The 17,474-nt window shown below is 69.4% G+C and carries 15 protein-coding genes; 10 read left to right on the forward strand and 5 right to left on the reverse strand.

From position 1 onward, the window contains the following. Positions 1-14: 14 nt before the first annotated feature. On the reverse strand, positions 15-731 hold the full coding sequence (locus A2G96_RS21495; protein ID WP_174549322.1) for a phospholipase D family nuclease: 717 nt from the start codon (positions 729-731) through the stop codon (positions 15-17). A gap of 230 nt (positions 732-961) precedes the next feature. On the opposite strand from A2G96_RS21495, the gene A2G96_RS21500 reads away from it, so the two are divergent. Next, positions 962-1,168: a dodecin gene (locus A2G96_RS21500; RefSeq protein ID WP_018004776.1), complete on the forward strand. Its 207-nt coding sequence runs from the start codon at positions 962-964 to the stop codon at positions 1,166-1,168. A 13-nt stretch (positions 1,169-1,181) separates the two neighbouring features. On the opposite strand, the gene A2G96_RS21505 is transcribed toward A2G96_RS21500, so the two are convergent. The 4 genes from A2G96_RS21505 to A2G96_RS21520 form a co-directional block, all read right to left on the reverse strand. Beyond that, on the reverse strand, positions 1,182-1,970 hold the full coding sequence (locus A2G96_RS21505) for a tetratricopeptide repeat protein (RefSeq protein WP_082819063.1): 789 nt from the start codon (positions 1,968-1,970) through the stop codon (positions 1,182-1,184). 90 nt (positions 1,971-2,060) lie between these two features. Next, a complete protein-coding gene (locus A2G96_RS21510; RefSeq protein ID WP_231909717.1) occupies positions 2,061-4,268 on the reverse strand; it encodes a TonB-dependent receptor in 2,208 nt (735 codons plus the stop codon). 274 nt (positions 4,269-4,542) lie between these two features. Next, positions 4,543-6,210 carry a ShlB/FhaC/HecB family hemolysin secretion/activation protein gene (locus tag A2G96_RS21515; protein ID WP_062802282.1) on the reverse strand — a complete coding sequence of 556 codons (1,668 nt, stop codon included), beginning with the start codon at positions 6,208-6,210 and terminating at the stop codon, positions 4,543-4,545. Between the two features lie 182 nt (positions 6,211-6,392). Then, positions 6,393-7,991: a collagen-like triple helix repeat-containing protein gene (locus tag A2G96_RS21520; protein ID WP_062804081.1), complete on the reverse strand. Its 1,599-nt coding sequence runs from the start codon at positions 7,989-7,991 to the stop codon at positions 6,393-6,395. A gap of 698 nt (positions 7,992-8,689) precedes the next feature. Between A2G96_RS21520 and A2G96_RS21525 the strand changes: the two genes are divergently transcribed. From A2G96_RS21525 to A2G96_RS21560, 9 genes are all read left to right on the forward strand, one after another. After that, the gene (locus A2G96_RS21525; RefSeq protein ID WP_062802283.1) at positions 8,690-9,889 is read left to right on the forward strand and encodes a collagen-like triple helix repeat-containing protein; all 1,200 of its coding nucleotides are present in this window, start codon (positions 8,690-8,692) and stop codon (positions 9,887-9,889) included. A 370-nt stretch (positions 9,890-10,259) separates the two neighbouring features. Continuing rightward, positions 10,260-10,457 carry a Flp family type IVb pilin gene (locus A2G96_RS32715; protein WP_082819064.1) on the forward strand — a complete coding sequence of 66 codons (198 nt, stop codon included), beginning with the start codon at positions 10,260-10,262 and terminating at the stop codon, positions 10,455-10,457. Positions 10,458-10,472: 15 nt separating this feature from the next. After that, positions 10,473-10,940, forward strand: coding sequence for an A24 family peptidase (locus A2G96_RS21530; RefSeq protein ID WP_062802284.1), 468 nt, complete (start codon positions 10,473-10,475; stop codon positions 10,938-10,940). Between the two features lie 72 nt (positions 10,941-11,012). Next, entirely contained in the window at positions 11,013-11,489 is a 477-nt protein-coding gene (locus tag A2G96_RS21535) for a TadE/TadG family type IV pilus assembly protein (protein ID WP_062802285.1), read from the forward strand. Between the two features lie 43 nt (positions 11,490-11,532). Beyond that, entirely contained in the window at positions 11,533-12,483 is a 951-nt protein-coding gene (cpaB, locus tag A2G96_RS21540) for a Flp pilus assembly protein CpaB (protein WP_062802286.1), read from the forward strand. A gap of 19 nt (positions 12,484-12,502) precedes the next feature. Next, positions 12,503-13,915, forward strand: coding sequence for a type II and III secretion system protein family protein (locus A2G96_RS21545; protein WP_082819065.1), 1,413 nt, complete (start codon positions 12,503-12,505; stop codon positions 13,913-13,915). Between the two features lie 47 nt (positions 13,916-13,962). After that, the gene (locus A2G96_RS21550) at positions 13,963-15,222 is read left to right on the forward strand and encodes a CpaE/TadZ family protein (RefSeq protein WP_062802287.1); all 1,260 of its coding nucleotides are present in this window, start codon (positions 13,963-13,965) and stop codon (positions 15,220-15,222) included. A 1-nt stretch (position 15,223) separates the two neighbouring features. Beyond that, positions 15,224-16,540 carry a TadA family conjugal transfer-associated ATPase gene (locus tag A2G96_RS21555; RefSeq protein ID WP_012355050.1) on the forward strand — a complete coding sequence of 439 codons (1,317 nt, stop codon included), beginning with the start codon at positions 15,224-15,226 and terminating at the stop codon, positions 16,538-16,540. Next, positions 16,533-17,459: a type II secretion system F family protein gene (locus A2G96_RS21560; protein WP_025582895.1), complete on the forward strand. Its 927-nt coding sequence runs from the start codon at positions 16,533-16,535 to the stop codon at positions 17,457-17,459. The genes A2G96_RS21555 and A2G96_RS21560 overlap by 8 nt, the downstream gene beginning before the upstream one ends. The last annotated feature ends 15 nt before the right edge of the window (positions 17,460-17,474 follow it).

Here is a 17,474-nt window from a genome sequence, read left to right on the forward strand (position 1 = left end):
GGCCGGCGCTCGCTTCAGTACGCGCGCGATTGCCGGTAGCGCTTGTGCCAGTTGTCGGTATAGGCCTTGACCACCGCCGCGTCGCCGCGGATCAGCATGCCGTTCTCGGCGTTGCGCTCCTGCGCCGACTTGGTGAAGTTGAACGAGCCGGTGAACACCGCCTGGTCGTCGAACACCATCACCTTGTTATGGGCGATCGCGGGCTTGTTGTCGATCACCACCGGCACGCCGGCGTGCTTGAGGAAGGTGGCGCTGGTATAGCGCTCGCTCTGCTGGCTCTTGTCGAGGATCACGCGCACGTCGACGCCGCGCCGGTGCGCCTGCGCCACGGCCTCGGCAATCGGCGCGCTGGTGAACGAATAGGCCTGGATCAGCAGGCGCTGCCGCGTGCTGCGGATGGCATTGATCAGCAGCGCCTGGCAACTCGCGCCATCCGGCACGAAGCACAGCGTGTAGCCGCTGCCATCGGCAAAGGGTTTGGCCGGCAGCGGCCTGGCGTCGGGCGGCTGGGCCGGTTGCGCGGACTTGCCGGTGCGCGACGGGAAGTGGTTGGCGACGGCCTCGTTGAAGGTCTCGCTAATGCTGTTGGCGATGGTCTCGGAGACCTGGTCGAAGGTCGAGGTCGAACGCGCGTGCGCCAGCAGCGCGAAGGGACTGAACGAAGTGAAGGCCGACACGGCGGCGGCCAGGCCCAGGCCCAGCACGGCCCGGCGAATGAAGCGATAAGTCACGGCGGATCTTGGCGTCGGTAAAGGACACGTGCGGGACAGCGTGCGCGCGCCGCGCGCCGCACCTGTCCGGGGCGGGAACGCAGCGTAGCAGCCGCATACGCCACTGGCAAAGCGGGATTGTGTAACAGGATCTGTGGGGCGCGCGGGGTCGCGCCGCAGCCTTGGGACTATCCGCGGCCGGCGCCTATGATGGATGCAACCCATGCGGCCGCGGCCGCCAAGGAGAGGCAATGACGAACCACACCTACAAGCTGGTCGAGATCGTCGGCTCTTCGCCCGACGGCTGCGACCAGGCCATCCAGAGCGCCATCGCCAAGGCCGGCGAGACCATCAAGAACATCGACTGGTTCGAAGTGGTGGAAACGCGCGGCCATATCCAGAACGGCAAGATCGCGCACTACCAGGTCACGTTGAAGGTGGGCTTCCGCGTGACCTGAACCCTCACTGCGCTCAGGCCGCGGCCAGTGGTTCCGGCTGCACCGACTGCGCAGCCTCGCTGGCATGCGCGTACAGGCGCTGCAGCGCCGGCCGCGGCGCGTCGCGCAGGAACGCGAGCATCTTGTCGATAAAGGCCTCGGTGGCGGTCTGCGGCACCAGCCGGATCCACTGCTGCGCTTCGGTTTCGCGGCCCGCCAGCGCGAGCATGCGCGCATAGTTGAACTGGCCGCGGAAGTCGCCGCCTTCAGCCGCCTGGCGGTAGTACGCGACCGCGCGCGCCGGATCCTGCGCCACCTCCCAGCCGTCTTCGTGGAAGCCGCCGAGGATATTGAGCGACTTGGCATGGCCCAGCGCCGCCGCGCGCTGGTACCAGCCGAGCGCGGCGCGCCGGTCGGCGGCGATGCCGCGGCCCAGCACCAGCGCCGTGGCCAGGTTGTACATGCCCCAGTCCGAGCCGCGCTCCGCCGCCAGCGTGTACCAGTGCGCGGCGGCACGCGCATCCGGCGCGGTGCCCCAGCCGTTCTCGTAGCAGCGGCCGGCCAGGTTGGCCGCGCCCGCATGGCCGGCGTGCGCCGCGTGCTTGAACCACGCGAACGCCTGCACCGGGTCGCGCGCGACGCCATGGCCGGCCAGGAACCACTGGCCCAGCACCATCTGCGCATCGAGCTGGCCTGCCACCGCGGCGCCGCCCAGCCACGGCAGCGCCTGCTGCGGCGGGCCGGCCAGCTTGTCGCGCAGTCCCGCGGGACCGAGCTGTTCGAGTTCGACCGGCGTGGCGACGCGGAAGGGCAGGGTATCCATACAAGGAGCTTCGGTTGAAAGGCAAAGCGGCACGCAACCGGAGCTGGCCGCGTGCCGCGGTGCGCAGTGCGGCCTGGGCGGCCGCCGCGCTCAGTAGCGCAGGTTCAGATTCAGCACCGCGGTGCGGCCCGGAGCCACGGTCGCATAGTGCGAGGTATAGGCCTGGCTGTAGTAGGTCTTGTCGGTCAGGTTCTGCACGTTCAGCTGCAGCGCCACGTTCTTGTTGATGCGGTATGCGGCCATCGCATCGAAGCGCCAGTACGACGGCACCCACTTGTTGGTGCCCTCGTTGCCCCAGATCTTCGACACGTAGTACGCACCGCCGCCGATGGTCAGGTTGGGCAGCAGCTGGTACGTGGTCCACAGGCTGAAGCTGTCGTCCGGCGTATTCGGGAACGACTGGCCGTCGCTCAGGCCGAAGGCAGCGCCGGCGCCGCCGTTGTTGCGCAGTTCGCTCTTCAGGTGGGTGTAGCCGCCGAACATGGCCCACTTGTCGGTCACGTTGCCGGAGAAGCCCAGCTCGAAGCCGTCCACGCGCTTGTTGCCGGCCATGGCGGCGGTGCCGTCCTGCTGCACGATGCGGGCGTTGGTGGTCTCGATGCGGAAGATCGCCGCGGTCAGCGCCAGGCGGTTCTTCAGTACGTCCCACTTGGTGCCCAGTTCGAACGAGCGGTTCTTTTCCGGCGCGAGCTGGTCGCCCCGGTTGCCGCTGCGGTCCGGGGCCAGGCCGTTGGGGTCCGAGCCCTGCGCCAGGAACGCGCCGGCGGGAGTCGACGAGGTGCCGTACGACACGTAGAAGCTGGCGTTCTCCACCGGCTTGTACACCACGCCCAGCTGGTAGTTGAACAGGTTGTCGTCGCGCGAGTATTCCGCACGCGAGCCATTGGCCGCGCGCGCCGCGGTGAAGCTGGTGCGGTAGCTGTCGAAGCGCACGCCGCCGTTGACGATCCACTGCTTGCTCAGCTCGACCGAGTCGAACAGGTACACCGACGCCGTGTTGGTCTTGGCGTTGGTCGGGTTGTTGGCGCGCGCGATGCTGCCGCGCCACGGGTCGTTGGGGTTGGGGTTGAGCAGCGTGGTGCAGTTGTAGCCGCCGGCCGCGCCCGCGCCGTTGGGACAGCTGCTGTTGCCGGTGTCGACGTTGTAGGTGTCGTTCTCGCTTTTTTCCTGCGAGAACTCGACGCCGAAGACGTACTTGTGCTTGATCGCACCGGTCAGGAACTCGCCCGACAGGTCGGTCTGGTTGGCCACCGTGCGCGCGGTGGAATAGCGGGTGTTCACGCGGCGCCAGAGCAGGTCGTAGTAGATGTTGCCCTTGCTGTCGTCAGGCTGCGTGTAGATGTAGTCCTGGTTGGTGCGCGAGAAGCGGGTCTGGTTGCGGAACTTCAGCGCCGGCGAAAAATCGTGCTCGAAGCGGATCGTGCCCATGTCGGCCTGGTCCTTGCGGAAGTCGCGGTCGAGCAGGCCGTAGTAGGTGCTGCGCGGCACGTTGACCGGCGAGCCGTCGCCGGCCTGGCGCGTGCGCGGGCGGCCGTCGCGGCGCGCAGTGAAGGCCGGGTTGTTGTACGGGATGCCGACGTCGGGGATGTCGTCGGTCTGCATGTGGTAGTACGACAGCGTCAGGCGTGTGTCGGTGCCCAGGCCGAACGCCACCGACGGCGCCACGCCCCAGCGCTTCTGGTGCACGGCATCGCGCCCGGCGACGTCCTGGTCGTGGAACATCGCGTTGAGGCGGAACGCCGCGTGGTCGGCGAACTGCCAGTTGCCGTCGGCGGTGCCGCGCACGTACTGCGCGTTGCCGACGCCGATGTTGCCTTCGGCAAAATTGCCCAGCCGGGGCGCCTTGCTGGTGATATTGATGCTGCCGCCGGCGGAGCCGCGCCCGTCGTAGGCGCCGGCCGGGCCCTTGGTCACTTCGACATTCTCGACGTTGAACAGCTCGCGCGACTGCGCGCCGATATCGCGGAAGCCGTCGAGGAAAGTGCTGGCCTGCGCGTCATAGCCGCGGATAAACGGCCGGTCGCCGACCGGGTTGCCGCCCTCGCCCGCGCCGAACGCAATGCCCGGCACCGTGCGCAGCACGTCGGTCAGCGTGGTCGAGCCGGTGCTCTGGATGACTTCCTGCGGAATTACCGTGATCGAGCGCGGCGTATCGCGCAGCGGCTCGGGATTCTTGATCGACGACGAGCTTTCCGCCTTGAAACCGCTGTCGCCGGTGACCGTCACCTGCGGCAGGTTGACCGGCTTGGGCGCCTCTTGCGCGGCGACCGGCGCCGCGGCGACTGCGGCGCCGACCATGCCGGTCAATCGAGGAATGGTACCCAGCTTCCCGTGGCTCTTTCTTGTTATGACTGCCGAATACTGCACTTTATGCCCTCTTTTATAGCAAATCTAAACAATAATGAGAAGAATTATCATTTGGTTACTATTGACTGGTCAAGATTGACATTTGCGTACATGAGCAAAAATGTTGCGGAATTGCGGCAGCCAGCGCGCGGCGCGGTCCAGCAAAAAAATCGGCCGGCGCAGAACTTGCCGCCGGCCGTGCAGGGAACCTTAGAAATGCCAGGCCTCAGTCGAACTGGTACGAATAGATCATGTTGATGCGCGGCGAGCGGCGGCTGGCATTGGTCGGCTTGTCGCCGACCGGCTGCGCCAGCGACAGGTCCAGCGTGTAATAGCGCCGGTCCGAGAAGCGCGCGCCCAGCGCCACCGACGACAGGCTGCGGTGCGACAGCGACACGCTGTTCGAATACACGCGCGCCACGTCGGCCGACACATAGGGCTGGATCGTGCGCAGGTAGGTCAGGTCCGGCAGGAACAGCCGGCTGATTTCCGCCGATGCGCCCCAGCCCTTGTCGCCCGCGACTTCGCCGGCGGGGTAGCCCAGGCCGAAGAAGCGTCCGCCAAAGCTGATCTGCTCGCCCGACGCCAGCCGGTCGCCGCTGTACTGGCCGGCGGCGGCCAGGGTCAGGCCAAAGCCCGCCGGCAGGTCCTTGGACTGCGACAGCAGCAGCCGCGTACGGAAGAAGCTCAGGTCATTGTTGTTGTTCTGGCGGCTCGCGCCCAGCGCATCGAAGCCCTTGTACAGGCCCAGCGTGGCGTTGCGGCTGACGCCTTCGCCGCGCTGCAGGTAGGTCAGCTCCGCGGTGGCCACGCGCACGTTGGTGCCGAGCGTCACGCGCGTACCGGTAGCGGTATGGGTATAGCGCTCGAACTGGTCGGCGCCGTAGACGCCGCCGGTCAGTGTCAGCGTATGCGCGTTCGACAGCAGCAGCGGATAGCTCAGGGTGCCGCCGATGCGCTTGGTGTCGTTGACATAGCGCGGGTTGAAGCCGATCGGCGCCAGCGTCGCGTTCTGCGGCACGCCACGGTAGTGCGAGGCATTGAGCCGCGCCACCATGCCCTCGGTGCCGAGCGGCTGTGCATAGCTGGCGGCGTAGTATTCCTCGTTGTCGCGGCCCTTGGGAAACAGTGCCGACACCGAGACCTGCTCGCCCAGCGGCGTCAGGCTGTTGGTGGTGGCCGTGGCGATGGCGCGCAGGCCCGGCGACATGTATTCGATGCCGGTGCCGAAGGTGAAGGGTTTGCGCTTGACCTCGAGCACCATCTCGCAGGCGCCGTCGGTGGTGGTCGGCGGCTGCACCGTCGCCGCCACCTGCAGCCCGGGCTGCAGCGCCAGCGCGTTGACATAGTGCTCGAAGCGGTCCTGGCGCAGCGGGCGGTCCTGCTGCAGCTTCTCGGCGATGGCGCGCAGGCGGCGCTCGGCCGGGCCCGCCTTGCCGGTCACGGTGACCTTGGCGACGTAGCCTTCCACCACCGTGACCAGCACGTCGCCGTTGGCAAAGTCCTGCGCCGGCACGAACGCGAACGACAGCGGGTAGCCGCGCTCCTTGTACATCTGCGTCACCGCATTGGCGGCTTCCAGCAGCTGCGCCACCGTGATCTCGCGGTTGGCCAGCGGCTGGAACTGCGCGGCGACTTCTTCGAACGGCAGCGTCTTCGCGCCCTCGATGCGAAAGCGCCGCGGCGTCAGGCGCGCGTTGAGCAGGTCCTGCATGGCGGGCTGCGGCCGCTCGACCTGCACGGTCACGCGGCTGTCGGGCCGGGCCGGCGCAATCTTGGGAAGCGTCTGGGTTGGATCGCCCTGGACCGGGCTGCGCGGATCGGCCTGGACCAGGCCGTGATGGAACGCGCCGACGCCGACCAGCAGCGCGGCAACGCGATGACGTGCACGCATGGCAAAACCCCTGTAAGAAACACTGCGGCTATTGACGTCGCGTGCCACTGGCGTGGGGATTGCCGCTACCCCCGGACGCCTGCTGGCCGATACTGCCGGTCCAGCGCGTGGCCGCTACGTTGAATCAGGTGAGCACCGCTGCCCGCGATCAAACGATCGGCGGGGCAGCGGCCAAGGCAGGATTACTTCTGGCCGAGCGCGCCAGTCAGGCCGCCGAGCAGGCCGCCGACCAGGCCACCGACGGGGCCGGTGGTGGAGCCCTTGGTCGTGGTGCTGCCCGCGGTGGTGGTGGCGCCGCCGGTCACGGCGGAGACGACATTGGTGACCGGTGCCAGCGGGCTGGTGGTGCCACTGCCGCTGGTTGCGCCGCCAACGCTGCCGACCACACCACCGACCACGCCATTCACCACGCCGCTCACCGCGCCGGTGACCGGAGCCAGCGGCGTGCTGGCCGTGGCGGAAGCCAGGCCGCCGGTGACGGTGCTGACCAGGCTGGTGACGGGCGCCAGCGGCGAACCACCGGCACCGCCAGTGGCGCTGCCAAGGCCGCCCACCGCGCCACTGACCAGCGACGTGACCGGAGCCAGCGGCGTGTTGGCGGTGGCGCCGGTCAGCCCTCCGGTGACGCTGCCGACCAGGCCGGTGACCGGCGCCAGCGGCGAACCCGTGCCGCCGGCGCCTGCCCCGCCCGTCAGCCCCCCGGCCAGCGTGGTAACAGGTGCCAATACCGAACCCAGCGCGCCCAGGCCGCCACCGCTGGCGGGGCCGTTCACTGCGCCGCCCAGCGAGGCCACCGTGGTGCCGGTGGCGTTGACCACGCTGCCGACGCCCGCGACCACCGGCGTGTTGGTCTGTTGCAGCTTGGTGCCGGCGGTGGCCAGCGCACCGCCTACGGTCGCCAGCAGGCTGCTGGTCGGGGCGCCCAGGCCAGTGGCCGCGCCCAGTGACTGTGTGGTGCTGGTCAGTTGCGAAGTGATCGGCACGATCAGCTTGCTGGTGGTGATGGTCACCTGCTCGACCGCGCCGCTCGACAACACCGAGGTCAACGTCCCGCCGGTGTTGCTGACGGTATTGCCCAGCGTGCCGACCACCGCGCCCAGCGGCGAAGTCAGCGGCGCCAGCGGTGCCAGCTGGCCGGTGCCCAGGCCGCTCACCGCTGTGCCGGCGCTGGTCACCGCCTTGCCCAGTTCGGTCACCACGTTGCCGGTGCTGGCGACGGTGGTGCCGACCGGGTTGGTCGAATTGGGCATGCTGCCCAGACCGGATTGCAGGCCCGTGGCCAGCGCGCCGACGGCATCGCCGGTCGAGGCCACCACGCCGCCCAGCCCGCTTTGGGTCTGGCCCGGCACCAGCGGCAGGTTGGCGTTGCCAATCTGGTTGCCGAGGTCGCTGACGGTGCTGCCCGTATTGCCCAGCACCGTGCCGGCGTTGTTGATCACGGTCGCGGTCGGGGTCCGCGCGGTGGGCGTCTCGCCACCGCCAGTATTGCCACCGGTGTTGCCGCCGTTGTTGCCGCCGGTGCCACCACCCGTGCCGCCGCTGCCGCCACCGGTGCCACCCGTGCCCCCGGTACCGCCGCCGGCGAGGTCGGTGCCGCCGCCGGTCCCGCCGGTGCCGCCACCTGTGCCGCCGGTGCCTCCGTTGTTGCCGCCATTCGTGCCGCCATTCGTGCCAGCGGTATCGCTGGTGCCCATCGACGTCGATCCGCTGCCGCTGGCGCAGCCGCCCAGGGCCAGCAGGGTTGCAAGGAGTGCCGTTACGGCGAGTTGTTGTTTGCGCATGGTCTGTTCCTTCATTCCCGTCGTTTCAATCGCTCGGCCGCGCAACGCGTTTGGTCTGCTGCGTGCGGCGGTGACGGTGATGGCGCAATCGGTATGCCAGCCTTTTGGCGTGCTACCGCACAGACCCCGCCGAAGTCGGGTGTGGTGCCCGCCAGGCCTTGCGGCACGCGGCCTGCGCGGTGTTCGCGGCAAGCGCCGCGAGACCTGGCGGCGCGTGGGAGTAAAGGGCGTGGCGCGTTACGCGTTACGTAACGTGTGTCGTGCGCGGGGAACAAAACAGCGCGGGCAAGGCCGCGCGCATCCGGCGCAACTGGCCGTCGCCTGCCCTCCGCGCTGCCGTTGCGTGTTCCCGCTTGTCCGGAACACGTTACGTAGCACGTAACACGTCCGGACCCTGCCGCGATGCTGCGCGTGGGTGCTTCGCCGCCACCTTGATTCGCCCCGCAAGCCGCGCTGCGCAAGGCCTGCGAGCGGCCCGCCGGTCTGTGCGCCGGTCCACCTTGCCGCGCTGGCATGCGCCTTGCCATTTGCTCTGCCGACGCGCTGATGATTTCGCGTGCCACTGTGCTGCCATGACTGATGGGGATGGCAGGCAGGTGGCACAAAGCGGGACACCGGGGGGGCTCGTCGGCATTCCATGCGGTTCACAAGAAAAGACGGCCCGGCAGCGCCGTGGCCAACCAGACAGGAGAAGGACAATGAAGACCAAGCATCCCGCACCGCTTTCCATGACCTCGCTGGCTGCGGCCGGCATGGCCGCCCTTGCCTTGCTGATGTCGGGCTGCTCGTCGAGCGGCGGCGGCAGCGGCGCCAATCCGCAGCCCAGCGGCGGCGGCACCGATACGCCGGTCACGCCGCCGCCGCCGGCCGCCGCGCAGACCACGCCGACCGCCAAGGTCACCGAAGGCGCGGGCAATACCGTGGTGGCAACCGGCAACGCCGTCAGCGAGATCGGCAAGTCGATCCAGGACGCACCGCTGCCGCTGCTGCCCACCGACGCTCGCAAGGGCGCGGGCGGCGTGGTGGTCAATGCCGGCGAAGCGGTCGGCGCGCTCGGCGCCGGCGTGCGCGACGGGCTCGGGCAAATGGGCTCGGTCGACAACCCGGTCGGCTTGACCGTGTCCAGCACCGGCAATGTCGTGCGTGAAGTCGGCGACGCCGTGGTCAGCGGCGGCGAGCTGGTGAAGGGCCTGGGCACCGAGAAGCTGGCGCCGCTGGCACCGCTGACCACGCCGGTGGGCGGCCTGGTCAAGAAGGTCGGCACGGTGGTGCAGGGCGGCGGCGACAAGCTGCAGACGGTGCTGTCCGATGGCGCTGTCGCACAGGTCACCAACTCGCTCAGCAAGGTGATCGTGCCGCTGACCAGCAAGGTTACCGACGGCACCCAGACGCTGGGCGCCGCCACGCGCCTTGGCGCTCCCGTCGACGGTCTGCTCTACAAGGTCGGCAATACGGTGGCCACGGGCGGCAGCATGCTCAGCAATACGCAGGCGCCGGTGGTCTCACCGCTTGGCGGCGTGGTGACCGAGGCCGGCAAGACCGTTGCCGCGGTCGGCGTGCTGGTCAACGGCAACGGCCAGACCGGCGGCAACGCGCTGGGCGGCTTGCTGAACAACCTGCCGCTGGTGGGTGCCGGCAACGGCCAGGGCGGCGATGGCGGCCACGGCGGCAATGCGCTTGGCGGCCTGCTCGGCAGCCTGCCGCTGGTCAAGCCCGGCAGCGGCGATGGCGGTGCCGGGGGCGGCGGTGCGCTGGGCCCGGTCGGTGCGCTGCTGGCGCCGGTCACCGGCCTGGTCGGCGGCATCAAGAGCGGTGTCGGCGGCCATGCTGGCGGCGGCTCGGGCGGTGGCGACGGCAAGCCGCAACTGCCGATCCTGGGCGGACTGCTGCACCACTGAAATGTCTCAACCCGCATAGGTGTTTTCACGGTGCGCTGTCGCTCATCACCCCGTCGCAGCGCATCTTTTTATTCCACCTGGCCGCGCGGCTGAAATGCCGGCATGGCCAGGCTGCGGGCCGGTTTGCGCCGGCCCGCCTGCTCTTTAACAAGCTGGGACCCGGTGCGTGCCGGGTCGTTTAAAACGGGTGCATTAACCCCTTCGGGTCATTACTATCACCCGAGGGAGGGGTATGGTTGAGACATTGCGTGTCTTATAAAAAAAGCGCAGCAAGCGTGAACAGTCGATAAAAGAGCGGGCCACAGAGCACCGTGATAATCGAACGGGGGAAGCGTGATCGCGGCATCAGATCACTCGGGAGTGTCAAATCATGAAACGACTCATTGCACGCTTTATTAAAGATGAGCGCGGGGCGACGGCTATTGAATATGGGTTGATTGCGGGCCTTATCGCGCTTGGTGTTGCTGTGGCAGCCAGTAGCCTTGGCACCAGTATCTCTACTGGCTTCACCAATCTTGCCAGCCGCGTAGTGTTGTGGCTCCCTGCTAGTGGGACTTCCAAGCCTTGATCCAATAGCGCTGGCGTGATTACCGCGCTCCTCTGCGCGGCGACCCTCTACACAGATTTCGCTTACCGGCGGGTTCCTAACCTCCTGCTGGCGATCGCCGTGCTGGCCCTCGGGCTGGCACTGGTCGCCGGACAGGCCACGGAGCCGCCGCTGGCCGCGCGCCTGATCGGTGCGGGGCTGGGTCTTGCCGTCACCTTGCCGGTCTACGCCCTCGGGCGCATGGCCGCGGGTGATGTCAAGTTCCTGACGGTGGCGGGGTTGTTCACCGGTCCGCAAGGGCTGGTGGTGGCATGGGTCGTCGGCAGCCTGCTCGGGCTGGTGCACGCGCTGCTGGCACTGGCGCGCCGCACGCCGGCCGCGGATCACGCTTTGCATTCCCAGGACCAGTCCCTTCCAACGGCGCAGTTTTCGCCGGCGCGCGGCATCCCGTATGCGGCGTACCTGGCCGTGGGGGTGCTGTTCTGGATGGCTGCGGGCCGATAGCCGGATCGGCTCGAGGCCAGCAGGCCGCGCCGCCGGTCGGCGCGGCAGAACACCAAAAGACCGGGATTTCAGATGTTGCTGCACGCAAGGGTCAACAGGAAAATCAGCCGGCGCCGCCACGGTGCCGGCAGCGCCGCGATCGAATTTGCGATCGTGGCGCCGGTGCTGATCACCATCGTGATCGGCATCGTCTATTACGGCGTGATGCTGGCGCTGCAGCAGGTGCTGACGCTGGCCGCCGAGGAAGGCGCACGCGCCGCGCTGCGCTATCCCGCAGGGGTCGCCGGCACCAGCCTGGCCGCCACGCAGCAGGCACGTGTCGATGCCGCCGCCGCAATGGCGCGCGGCACCTTGCCCGCATCCATCCGCGACCTGATTCCCGCCGCCGGCGTCGCCACGGCCGTGCCATGCGCGGCCGGCTCGGCCGACGTGTGCGTGCAGGTCACGCTGACCCTGACCACCACCAGCATCATGCCCGCGGTGCCGATGGTGCCGCTGCCGGCCGCGCTGTCGGGCTCGGCCATGGTCCAGCTCTCTCCCGATATCTGATGCGCATGACGAATCGCCCCACGGCCGAACCAAGGATTTCCGCATGACCAGCAAGCAGATCCGATTACTGGCCATTGTGCTGCTCGGCCTGGCCTTGCTTCTCGCGCTGCTGGCGTGGCAGGTGGGACGCCAGCCGGCCCAGCCCGCGGCATCGGCCGGCGCCAGGCCGCTGCACCCGGTGGTGGTCACCACGCGGCCGGCGGAAGCCGGCAAGCCGCTCGATGCCGAGGCGCTCAAGGTGGAGCTGCTGCCGATCGATCCCGCCGGCGCCTACCGCGACGTGGCACGCGTCACCGGGCAGGTGCCGCTGGTGGCGCTGGGCGCCAACGTGCCGGTGCTGGAAAGCCAGCTGCTGTCCGGCCTGGCCGCGCAGGTGCCGGAAGGCGAGCGCGCGGTGGCGGTGTCGGTCGATGAAGTCATCGGCGTCGGCAACCAGGTGCAGCCGGGCGACTATGTCGATGTATTCCTGGTGCTGCGGCGCGACCAGCAGGAAATCCCCGACAGCCAGGCGCGCATGCTGCTGTCGCGCCTGCGCGTGCTGGCCTACGGCGTGGCCTCGGTCAACCGGCCGCAGGCGGCCAAGCCGGAACAGATGATGGCACGCCAGGAAGGCGCCAAGACCGCGGTGCTGTCGGTGCCGCTGGAACAGGTCAGCCGGCTGGCGATGGCGCAGCAGTCCGGGCGCCTGATGCTGGCGCTGCGCAATCCGCAGGACGAAGCCATGCCGAGCGACGGCATGTTTGCCGAGCCGCCGCCGGCGCTCGCCGCACGCGCCGGGGTGCCCGCCGACGCAGCGCGCGCCGCCCCCGACAAGGCTACCGCGGGCGTGCTGTTGTCCGGGCTGGCCGCCAGCAACGGCGCGCCGGCCGCGCGCGCACCGGCGGCAGCGCCGGCGCCGCGGCCGCTGCAGGTTGCCGCGCCGCCGGCGCCGGCACAAGCCAGGGAACGCGCCGGCGTGGAAGTGATCCGCGCCGGCAAGCGCGATATCGAATAAGAACGTGGGCGCCCATCGCATGCCAATCCAGAACACTCCCGCCCACGCCGCAACGCTGCGCCGCCGGCTGATGCAGCTAACCCTTGCCGCCATGCTCGCCACCACCGCATGGTGCGCGCTGGCGCCGCGCGCGCAGGCGCAGGACGCCGCCACCGCGCGGCAATTGCGCCTGATGGCCGGCGCGCAGAAGGAACTGCGCAGCGCGCAGCCGGTCGAGCGCGTCGCCGTGGGCAACCCCGTGGTCGCCGATGCGCTGATCCTGCGTACCCGCGGCGCGCCCAGCGTGCTGCTGGTGGCCAAGCAGCCCGGCGTGACCGACGTGATGGTGTGGACGCGCGGCAGCGCCGAGCCGCAGAACTACAGCGTGCAGGTCGATGCCATCGCGCCCGATGCCAACGGCGCGCAGTTGGGCTACTCGGCAGCCGGCGCCACCATCACCGGCCAGTCGCCCGATGCCTATGGCGCCGCGCGCGCGCAGGCGGCGGCGCGTGCGGCCACTGCGGGCAAGACCGACGGCAAGCCCGGCCTGGTGGTGGACCGCTCCACGGTGCCGCTGAGCGGCACCGTGCAGGTCGACGTCAAGGTGGTGGAGATCAGCAAGACCGTGCTCAAGGAAGTCGGCATCAACTTCTTCCGCAACAACTCGGGCTTTGCCTTCGGCACGTTCTCGCCGTCGACGCTGAACAAGTTCACCTTCACGCCGGGCAGCGGCGGCGCGCCCGGCAGCTTCAGCGCCGATATCGCATCGCCGATGAGCAATGCCTTCAACCTGGTGGCGGCGTCGCTTACGCACGGCATCTTCGCCAACATCAGCCTGCTGGAAGCCAACGGCCTGGCGCGCGTGCTGGCCGAGCCCAGCCTGGTGGCGCTGTCGGGGCAGAGCGCCAGCTTCCTCGCCGGCGGCGAGATCCCGATCCCGGTGCCGCAGGCGCTGGGCACCACCACGATCCAGTTCAAGCCGTTCGGCATCGGGCTGACGGTGTCGCCCACGGTGCTGTCGGCCGACCGCATTGCGCTGAAGGTGGCGCCCGAGGCCAGCGACCTGGACCCGTCGCGCGGCATCTCGATCAACGGCGCGGTGGTGCCGGCCATCGTCACGCGCCGCGCCGACACCACGGTCGAGCTGGGCGACGGCGAGAGCTTCGTGATCGGCGGGCTGGTCAGCCGCAACACCGTCAGCAACGTCAACAAGGTGCCGGTGCTGGGCGACCTGCCGGTGATCGGCGTGTTCTTCAAGAACCTGAACTTCCACCAGGAAGACCGCGAGCTGATGATCGTCGTCACGCCGCGCCTGGTGAAGCCGATGGCGAAGAACGCGCCGGCGGCGCAGGCGGTCGGCGCCGACGGACGGACCAGTGCCAGCCCCAATGTGTGGGGCTGGTATGTGATGGGTGAGTACGCGGACCCGACCTTGCCGGGTTTCTCGAAATAGCCGCCGGCCATGCCGGCTGGCATGGCCAACAGCTTTGAGGCGGAGAGATGGACTATTTTCTGTTGCACGCAACGCAGGGCGAAGTCAGGGACTGGCTGGGCCGGGTCATCGGCGCGCACGGCACGCTGGTGGCCGATGGCGGCGCGCAGGAAGGCTTTATCGAGCGCGTCTCGGAGCTGCGCCCGGGCCTGGTGTTCCTGCATTTCTCGGCGGAACTGGCGGCGCCGTCGGCGCGGCTGGCCGAGCAGCTGCAGCGGCTGTTCCCCGGCCTGCCGCTGGTGGCGGTGGGCCAGGCCGGCGAGCCCGGCGTGATGCTGGCCGCGCTGCGCGCGGGGGTAAAGGACTTCATCGACCTGCGCGACGCGCCGGCCGAAGCCGAGGCCGTGGTCAAGCGCCTGGCCGTGCCGAGCGAGCACGTGCGCCCGGCCGAGGCCGCGCGCCAGGGCAGGATCATCGCGCTGCTGGGTGCGCGCGCCGGCGTGGGCGTGACCAGCCTGGCGGTCAACCTGGCCGCGGCGGCGCGCCGCCACCTGCCGCGCCATGCCAAGACCGATGCCCGCGCCGAAGTGCTGCTGACCGACCTGGGCCTGCCGGCGCGCGACGGCGCGCTCTACCTGAACCTGAGCCCCGGCTTTCATTTCGTCGAGGCGGTGCGCAACCTGCGCCGCTTCGACCAGGTCTTCGTGCAGACCGCGCTGACGCGCCACGCCAACGGCGTGTGCGTACTGCCGCTGCCGGCCGCGCTGAGCGAGCTGCGCGACATCTCGTACGCCGATGCGATCGGCCTGCTCGAGCGCCTGCGTGCGTTCTTCGACTTGCAGATCGTCGACCTGGGCGGCTTCGGCAATGCCGAGTTCACCGCGCAGATCGTCAAGGCTGCCGACAGCGTGGTGCTGGTGGCGGACCAGAGCGTGGGCGCGATCGTGTCGGCGGCGGAGCTGGTGCATGAACTGCGCGCGCGAGAAGTCGAGCGCGACGACCTGCATTTGCTGGTGTCGCGCTTCGATGCGCGGCTGGGCGTCGATGCCGCGCAGATCGCGCGGCGCGTGGGCGTGGAGTCGGTGGCGACGCTGCCGGACAGCCGCGAGGCGCTGGTGCTGGCGATGAACCGTGGCGCGGTGCTGGCCGACGACGACCCGCACTGCCCCTATGTGCGCGCGCTGGCCGAGCTGCTGGCACGGCTGGGCTATCGCACCGCCGCGGCCAAAGAAACCACGCTGCTGGCGCGGATCAAGGACAAACTGCCCGGGGCGCTGCGCGCAGCGCTGGTAGCGCGCGGCGCGCGCACGGCTCGCACTGGAAGCTGACATGACCCAAGCGATCGAATTCTCCGACAACGCCCCGGCACCGTTCCCGGTGTCGCAGGAGTTCCACAACATCAAGGAAGCCGCGCACGAGCACCTGCTGACGCGCATCGAAGAGCTGGGGGCCGAGTTCGGCCGCTGGTCGCGCACCGCGATCCAGCGCTTTGTCGACCTGGAGCTGGAGAGCTTTACGCGGCTGCGGCGCATTCCCATCAACGAGGCCGAGCTGCGCCAGATCGCCGAGGCGCTGACCAAGGAGCTGGCCGGATTCGGCCCGATCGAGGACCTGCTCAACGATCCCGCCGTCGAAGACATCCTGGTCAACGGCCACCTGGACGTGTACGTGTCGCGCCATGGCGTGCTCGAGCGCATCCCGGTGCGCTTTGCCGACAGCGGCCACCTGCTGCGCATCGTGCGCCGCATCCTGGCGCCGATCGGCCGGCGCCTGGACGAATCCAACCCGATGGTCGACGCGCGCCTGCCCGACGGCGGCCGCATCAACGTGGTGATCCCGCCGCTGGCGCTGGAAGGCCCGGTGGTGTCGATCCGCAAGTTCCGCAAGGACCCGATGACGCCCGCCGACCTGCAGGCGCTCGGCACCATGAGCCCCGAGATCTGCGACCTGCTGCAGGCCGCGGTGCAGGCGCGCTGCAATATCCTGGTGAGTGGCGGCACCAGCTCCGGCAAGACCTCGCTGCTCAATGCGCTGGCCACCTTCGTGCCGCCGACCGAGCGCGTCATCACCATCGAGGATACCGCCGAGCTGGCGCTGAACCATCCGCATGTGGTGCGGCTGGAAAGCCGGCCCGGCGGCTTCGAGGGCACCGGCGTGGTGTCGATCCGCGACCTGCTGCGCAACAGCCTGCGCATGCGCCCGGACCGCATCATCGTCGGCGAAGTGCGCGGCGGCGAAGTGCTGGAAATGCTGCAGGCGATGAGCACCGGCCACGACGGCTCGATGGGCACCATCCACGCCAGCAGCCCGCGCGAATGCCTGTACCGGCTGGAGATGCTGGCCGGTTTCGCCGGCTTCCAGGGCAGCGAGATGAGCCTGCGGCGCCAGATCGCCAACGCCATCGACTTCATCGTGCAGATTGCGCGGCTGTCCAACGGCAAGCGCCGCATCGTCTCGATCACCGAGGTCACCGGCCTGGGCGACAACATCATCTCGACCCAGGAGCTGTACCGGCACGAGCCGTTCGTCAACCCCGACGGCACCGAGACCGACCGCTGGCTGTCGCTGGGCCTGCTGCCGCACTCGCCCAAGCTGGCGCGCATGCGCGGCCCGGGCTTCATGCTGGACGACCGCTTCGATGTCTAGCGCCACGCTGCTGCTCGCCGCGCTCGCCCTGGTCATCACCGGCCTGGGGCTGCTGCTGCTCGCCGGCGCGCAGTCGCGCGCGCGCCGCGAACAGCAGCAGGCGTTCCTGCAGGCGCAGACCGAGCAGGTGCGGATGCGCTACACACAGGCGCCCGACCCGTCGCTGCAGCTGCCGGCGCGCGACCTGCGCCGGCGCTGGGACGACTTCCTGCGCCGCGCCGACCTGGCGCCGACGCGCCGCACCGCGCTGCTGTGGCTGTCTCCGCTGGTGCTGTGCACGCTGGCCGGTGCCGTGGCGGGGCAATGGCTGGGCGCGGTGTCGGCGCTGGTGGTGGCGCTGGCGGTGACGGCGTGCGCGGCCTGGCACCGCGTGCGCCGGCTGCACAAGAAGCTGCTGTCGCAGCTGCCCGGCTTCCTGGATGGCGTGGTGCGGCTGATGACCATCGGCAGCAGCGTGCCGGCGGCGTTCCAGAATTCCATCGCCAATACCGAGGCCCCGCTGCGCCAGTGCCTGGTTCAGGCGGTGCACCTGCAGCGCGCCGGCAAGGAACTGGACCAGGCGGTGCTGCAGGTGGGGCGCGCCTACAAGGTCGAGGAACTGGTGCTGGTGGCTTCGGTGCTGCGGCTGTCGGTGCGCTACGGCGGCCGCGCCGACGTGGTGATGGAGCGCACCGCCACCTTCATGCGCGACCGCGAGCAGGCGCAGCGCGAGCTGATGGCGCTGTCGGCCGAAACCCGGTTGTCGGCCTGGGTGCTTGGCCTGCTGCCGCTGGTGGTGGCCGGCGGCCTGTTCACGCTCAACGCGGGCTACATCCTGATGATGTGGAAGGACCCCACCGGCAAGACCATGCTGCTGTCGGCCGCGGCGCTGGAAGTCGCCGGCGCGCTGATGCTGTACCGGCTGGCCAAGTCGATCTGAAGGCAACGATGACAT

The organism is Cupriavidus nantongensis (genome assembly GCF_001598055.1).
Classification (GTDB): Bacteria; Pseudomonadota; Gammaproteobacteria; order Burkholderiales; family Burkholderiaceae; genus Cupriavidus; species Cupriavidus nantongensis.